The organism is Rhizobium alarense (assembly GCF_021555155.1).
Taxonomy (GTDB): Bacteria; Pseudomonadota; Alphaproteobacteria; order Rhizobiales; family Rhizobiaceae; genus Rhizobium_D; species Rhizobium_D alarense.
In genome coordinates this window covers 15900-22018 of the sequence record NZ_JAKGBU010000087.1, presented here as the reverse complement: position 1 = coordinate 22018, position 6119 = coordinate 15900, and the positions used below count along the sequence as shown (strand labels likewise).

General features: G+C 70.2%; 5 protein-coding genes. 2 read left to right on the top strand and 3 right to left on the bottom strand.

Annotated features, from left to right (window positions below):
* Positions 1-186: 186 nt before the first annotated feature.
* Together LXM94_RS21455 and LXM94_RS21450 are read right to left on the bottom strand one after the other, a co-directional pair.
* Positions 187-576 carry a GtrA family protein gene (locus LXM94_RS21455; RefSeq protein ID WP_235773519.1) on the bottom strand — a complete coding sequence of 130 codons (390 nt, stop codon included), beginning with the start codon at positions 574-576 and terminating at the stop codon, positions 187-189.
* Positions 573-1574, bottom strand: coding sequence for a glycosyltransferase (locus LXM94_RS21450; protein WP_235773518.1), 1002 nt, complete (start codon positions 1572-1574; stop codon positions 573-575). The genes LXM94_RS21455 and LXM94_RS21450 overlap by 4 nt, the downstream gene beginning before the upstream one ends.
* Before the next feature lie 94 nt (positions 1575-1668).
* On the opposite strand from LXM94_RS21450, the gene LXM94_RS21445 reads away from it, so the two are divergent.
* Positions 1669-3558, top strand: a complete 1890-nt coding sequence (locus tag LXM94_RS21445; RefSeq protein ID WP_235773517.1) for a hypothetical protein — start codon at positions 1669-1671, stop codon at positions 3556-3558.
* An 84-nt stretch (positions 3559-3642) separates the two neighbouring features.
* Positions 3643-5283, top strand: a complete 1641-nt coding sequence (gene xseA, locus LXM94_RS21440; protein WP_235773516.1) for an exodeoxyribonuclease VII large subunit — start codon at positions 3643-3645, stop codon at positions 5281-5283.
* 60 nt (positions 5284-5343) lie between these two features.
* Here xseA and LXM94_RS21435 read toward each other — a convergent pair.
* Positions 5344-6119 (bottom strand): pyrroline-5-carboxylate reductase family protein (locus LXM94_RS21435; protein WP_235773515.1); only part of this gene is annotated, 776 nt, incomplete at its 5' end.

Here is a 6119-nt window from a genome sequence, read left to right as displayed (position 1 = left end):
ATATAAAATTACTTTACGAGGCAGCTTGCGGCGCCCCGTCCGAGACTTTCGCAAAACCACGGCGCGGCGGCGGGCGTGGGCGAAGCGGCTGCGCCGGCGAGCACGTGAAAGCCACGCCGCAGGCGTTTGCCGAATCCGAGGCGTGCCGACCGGGCGTTTCTTTCCGGCGTCCGCCGGGACCAGGGCTCACTTCGAGGCGGACGGCGCGCCGAAGACGAAGCGGGAATAGCCGAGATAGGACCAGACCATCGCCACGGCCGAAGCGGCGGCCACGGCAAGAACCGGGTTCAGCCAGGGCAGCGCCAGCACGAGGCCGGAATAGACGGCATAGTTGAGCAGCGCCGACGACAGGCCGACGCCGCCGTAGCGGGCGCCTTCGGAAGCCAGCGAATGCGGACTGCGCCCGAAGGTGACCCGCCGGTTGACGAACCAGGTGACCGCCATGGCGGTCGCGATGGCGACGATGCGGGCGAGGAACGGACCGAGCGGGGTGGCGGCAAGAAGCAGCGCCAGCATGCCGGCATCGACCAGGAAGCCGATGGCGCCGGCGACCGCGAAGGCGAGCAGCCGCCTCACGCGGCGCGCGCCCGCCTGCCCTGCGCCGGTTTCTCCGCCGGCGCCTTTCGCAGGGACGGCTCCGTCGCCGCCGTGAGGCTCATATAGTGGATGCGCAGCTGCTCGGCCCGTGCCCGGGCGACCGAATCGAGGATCATGCCGGCCGCGAAGACGAGGAAGGAGATCATCATCAGCGCCATCGACAGCACCCAGGTCGGCAGGCGGTCGACGAGGCCGGTGCGGAAATACTCGGCGAGCACCGGCGCCATGAAGGCGAGGCTTGCCAGCATGAAGCCGGCGCTGATCGTGCCGAAGAAGGTGAAGGGCCGCGTCTCCTTCATCAGCATGGCGAACATCCACAGGATGCGCGCGCCGTCGCGGAAGGTCGACAGCTTGGAATGGGAGCCCTCCGGACGGCGGCCGTAGTCGAGCTCGAGCTCGGCGACCGGCAGCTTCAGCCGCGAGGCATGCACCGACATCTCCGTCTCGATCTCGAAGCCGCCGGAAACCGCCGGGAAACTCTTGGCGAAGCGGCGCGAGAACACCCGGTAGCCGGAGAAGATGTCGGTGAAATCGTTGCCGAAGAGCGACCGGTAGAGCACGTTGAAGAGGCGGTTGCCGAAGGCATGGCCCTGGCGGCCGGCATCGTCGTGTACGCCGCGGCGCGTGCCGACCACCATGTCGGCCCGTTCGGTGAGCAGCGTGCGGATCAGTTCCTGCGCGTCGTCGGGCGCGTAGGTGCCGTCGCCGTCCGCCATGACGTAGATGTCGGCCTCGATGTCGGAGAACATCCGGCGCACGACATTGCCCTTGCCCTGGCGCCGCTCGCGCACGACCATCGCGCCGGCGAGCGCCGCGCGCAGCGCCGTCGAGTCCGTGGAATTGTTGTCGTAGACGAAGACGCGGGCGCCGGGCAGCGCCGCGCGGAAGCCGGTGACCACGGCGGCGATCGTCTGCGCCTCGTTGTAGCAGGGCAACAGGATCGCGACATCGAGTTCGCTGAGCAGGACGTCCGGCATGGATCGGCTTTCTGAAACGGTTTGCCGGCCTCCCGCCGGTGCGCGCTTTACTATTTCTTGAGAAGGTTAAGCTTAGGTTTCCCGCGCAAGTGTCATGACGAAAGAACGGCGGCAGCGCATGGCGAGCTGGACGATGACCTCCGACGACAACGACGGGCGGCAGGCGGCCCGGCCGCGGCGCGGTGCGTGGCCGACGGCGCTTGTCGCAACGCTCTACGCGCTCGCCGTGGCCATCGCCTCCGCCGTCAACCGCCTGCCGTCCGCCACCGACTATGTCGGCAGCGACAACGACGACATCATGCGCCTCGTTCAGGTGCGCGACCTGCTTGCCGGCCAGGACTGGTTCGACCTCCACCAGTACCGCCTCGGGCTGGGAGACGGCACGCTGATGCACTGGTCGCGGCTGATCGACCTGCCGATCGCCAATCTCATCGCGTTCTTCCGGCTCTTCACCGGCCAGGCGACGGCCGAGGCGATCGTGCTCACGGGCTGGCCGCTCCTTCTGATCTTCCCGCTCTTCGCCGGCATCGCGCTCGCCGCCGGACGGATCGGCGGCCGGCCGGCCCTGCATATCGGGCTGATCCTCGCCGCGGTCACCGCCTTCTCGCTGAACCGCTTCCAGCCCGGTTCCATCGACCACACCAATGTGCAGCTCGTGCTCATGGTGTGGATCATCGCGCTGCTGATCGGCCCGGCGGACGGCGCCGGCGTGCGGCGCGACCGCCTCGCCGCCGGCATGCTCAGCGGACTGGCGATCGCGATCGGCGCCGAGACGACGCCGATGGTCGCCGTCGCCTGCGGCTGCGTGGCGATCGGCTGGGCGCTGCGGGGAAAGCCCGACGGCGCGCCGGCGATGGCCTTCGGCCTCGGACTGGCGGCGACCGTCGGCCTCTGCTTCTTCGCAACCGTGCCGCCTTCGGGCTACGGCACCGTCACCTGCGACGCCATTTCCTACGGCTTCTATGCACTTGCGACCTTCGGCGGCGGGCTGCTCTTCCTGGCCGCCGCCTTTGCAAGCGGCCGCAGCCTCTCCGTCCGGCTTGCAGCCCTTGCCGGCATCGGCGCGGTGCTCGGCGTCTCCGCGCTGCTGATCGCGCCCGGCTGCCTCGGCAATCCGCTTGCAGACCTCGACCCGCTGCTGCAGACCTTCTGGCTTGCCGGCGTGATGGAGGCCCAGTCGTTCCTTGCCGTGCTGTCCAGCGATCCCGGCATGATCGGCTTCTATTACGCCGCCGGGGTGCTCGGCGTCGCGGTCTGCGTGCTGCGCGTCGCGCGGGGCGACCGGCGCGGGGCGCATGCAGTCGTGCTGGCGGTCCTCGCCTGCTGCCTCCTCATCGCCTTCGTGCAGATCCGCGCCTCGACCTTCGCCAACATGATCGCCATCGTGCCGCTCGCCGGCGCGATCGCCGATCTGCGGCAGCGCATGCATGCGCGGCCGAAGGAGAACAAGGCGAGCCTCGCCTTCGCGGTCTTCGCCCTGGCCAGCGTGCCGCCGGCCTGGGCGCTCGTCGGCGTCTCGATCCCCGGCGCCACCCAGGCAAGGGTCGGCGCCACCTGGTCGAGCACGGCGGAAGAAACCGTCGCCACCTCCTGCTTCAGCGCCGCCGCCATCGCGCCGCTTTCCGCCGAGCCGGCCGGCGTCGTCGCCGGAACCTCGGATTTCGGGGCACCGGTCCTGCGTTATACCGGCCACCGCGTGCTGTCGGCGCCCTACCATCGCAACCAGGGCGGCATGCTGACGGAGCTTCACATCGGGCTTTCGAATCCGCGCCAGGCGGAGGCCTTCCTGCGGGGCGCCGGCGTGACGCTCGTCGCCTTCTGCCCGACGGACACGCAGATGCAGCTGATCGCGAGAAGCGAGCCGGAAGGCCTCTATGCCGAGCTCAATGCCGGCCGGGTGCCGTCCTATCTCGAAGCGATCCCGAACGGCGGCACGCCGCTGCGGCTCTATCGCGTCCGGCCGTCGAAGGACGGCGTTCGGTAGCACCAGGGGCCTCGCCGCAGGGAATCTCCGGGAATGAGGGCTCCGCATGCTGGCAGCGCGGCGCAACTGCGCTAAAAAGGCAGCATGAGCATCTTCGACGCCGCCGATTCGCCGTCCAATCTCGCCGAATACTCGGTCTCCGAGCTCTCCGGCTCGATCAAGCGCACGGTGGAACAGGCCTTCGACCAGGTCCGGGTGCGAGGCGAGATATCCGGCTACCGGGGGCCGCACTCCTCCGGCCACGCCTATTTTTCGCTGAAGGACGACCGGGCGCGCATCGACGCGGTCATCTGGAAGGGTACCTTCTCGCGGCTGCGCTTCCGGCCGGAGGAGGGCATGGAGGTGATCGCCACCGGCAAGGTCACCACCTTTCCCGGATCCTCCAAATACCAGATCGTCATCGAATCGCTCGAGCCGGCCGGCGCCGGCGCGCTGATGGCCCTGCTCGAGGAACGGCGCAGGAAACTCGCCGCCGAGGGGCTGTTCGACGCCGACCGCAAGCGGCCGCTGCCGTTCCTGCCGGCGGTGATCGGCGTCGTCACCTCGCCGACCGGCGCCGTCATCCGCGACATCCTGCACCGGATCGCCGACCGCTTCCCCGTCCATGTGCTCGTCTGGCCGGTGAAGGTGCAGGGCGAGGGATCGGGCGACGACGTGGCCGCCGCGATCGACGGCTTCAACGCCTTCGCGACGGGCGGGCCGATACCGCGGCCGGACGTGCTGATCGTCGCGCGCGGCGGCGGCAGCCTCGAGGACCTCTGGAGTTTCAACGACGAGGCCGTCGTACGCGCCGCGGCCCGGTCCGGCATCCCCCTCATCTCCGCTGTCGGCCACGAGACCGACTGGACGCTGATCGACCACGCCGCCGACCGGCGCGCACCGACGCCGACCGGCGCCGCCGAGATCGCCGTGCCGGTGAAGGCGGATCTGGAAGCGACGCTGGCGGCGCTCGCGGCACGGCTCGGCAATGCCGCGAGCCGGCAGATGGAGCTGCGGCGGCAGGCGCTCCGGGCGATGGCGCGGGCGCTTCCCTCGCTCGACCAGCTGCTCGCGCTGCCGCGCCGCCGCTTCGACGAGGCCGCCGCCGGCCTCGGGCGGGGCCTGCGCATGAACACGCTCGCCAAGCGGCAGGCCTTCGAACGCAGCGCCGCGCATCTGCGAAGCGATCTCGTCGCCGGCCGCATCGCCGAGCGCCGGCAGCGCATCGCGGACAATGCGCGCCGTGCCGAGCGCATGGTGGAACGCCTGCTCGACCGGCTGCGCGCCCGCACCGCCGCCTCCGAGGCGGCGCTGCGTGGCGCGCCGATGCGCATGCTTGCAGAAATCCGGCGCGGCCGGGAAAGCCTCGCCAGCCGCGCCCGGCGCGCGGAGACGGCGATGACGGCGGTGCTTGCCCGGCGGCGGTCTCAGCTCGTCGCGCAGGACCGGGTGCTGCAGTCGCTCTCCTACCGCAACGTGCTGAAACGCGGCTACGCCCTGGTGCGCGACGACGCCGGAAGGCCCGTGAAGGCGGCCAGGGAACTCGCTCCCGCCGCGGCGATCACCATCGAATTTTCGGACGGGCTGGTCGATGCCGTGGCGAAGGCGGCGCGGCCGGACGCAGGCGACCCGGCGCCGGGCGATGCCGCGAGGGTCGCATCGCCATCCTCAACCGCGCCGGCCCGCCGGAAAGGCAAACCGGTGCCGCCGGGCTCCGATCCGTCCGACCAGGGCTCGCTCTTCTGAGGCGCCGATGAACATCCTGCTCGTGCTCGCCCTGAAACGCGTCTGACGCCGGGCGCACGGTCAGCCGCCGTCGCGCGCCTTGCGATGGGCGGCCGACAGCCCGTCGAAGACGGCGCCGGTAACGTCGCTGTCCAGCATGGCGCTGAGGCCGGCCGCCGTCGTGCCGCGATATTCCATGAAGGTCTCGACGATGTCGGCGGGCGTGTCGGGCGACTCAGCCATCAGCATGGCGGCACCGAGGAAGAGCTGGCGCACCGCCGTGTCGGCCGTTTCCGGATCGACACCGGCCTCGATCGCGTGGCGGATCATCGAATCGGCGAAGAGCGCCGGGAAGGCCGGCCCGCCGCCGGTGAGCGCGGTGAAATAGTCGAGCTCCGTTTCCTCCGTCACCGCATGCGGCGTGCCGGAGGCGGAGAAGAGCCGTTCAGCGAAGTCGATGTCCTCGTCCGTCGCATCGTCGGTCGCATACCAGGGCGTGAAGGAAAGGCGCTGCTCGGCGCAGGCATTCGGCATGGCACGGATGATGCGCTCCGTGCCGAAGCGATCGGCGAGATGGTCCGTGTCGACGCCGGCCATGACGGAGATGAGCAGCCGGTCGTCGAGGTCGAGCTCGATCTCCGCCAGCTGGGCCGGACGGACCGACACCATGACGATGTCGGCCTCGTCCGCGAGGATCTCGTTATCGGTCAGGTGGCGGACGGCGGGCCACGACTCGAGGCCGCCCGTGCCGCTGCGCGACGAGATGACGAGACGGGCCGGCGATATGACGCCTTCCACGATGGCAGGCCGCAGCAACGCCCCGGCCAGCCAGCCGTTTCCCCCGATCACCCCCAGCG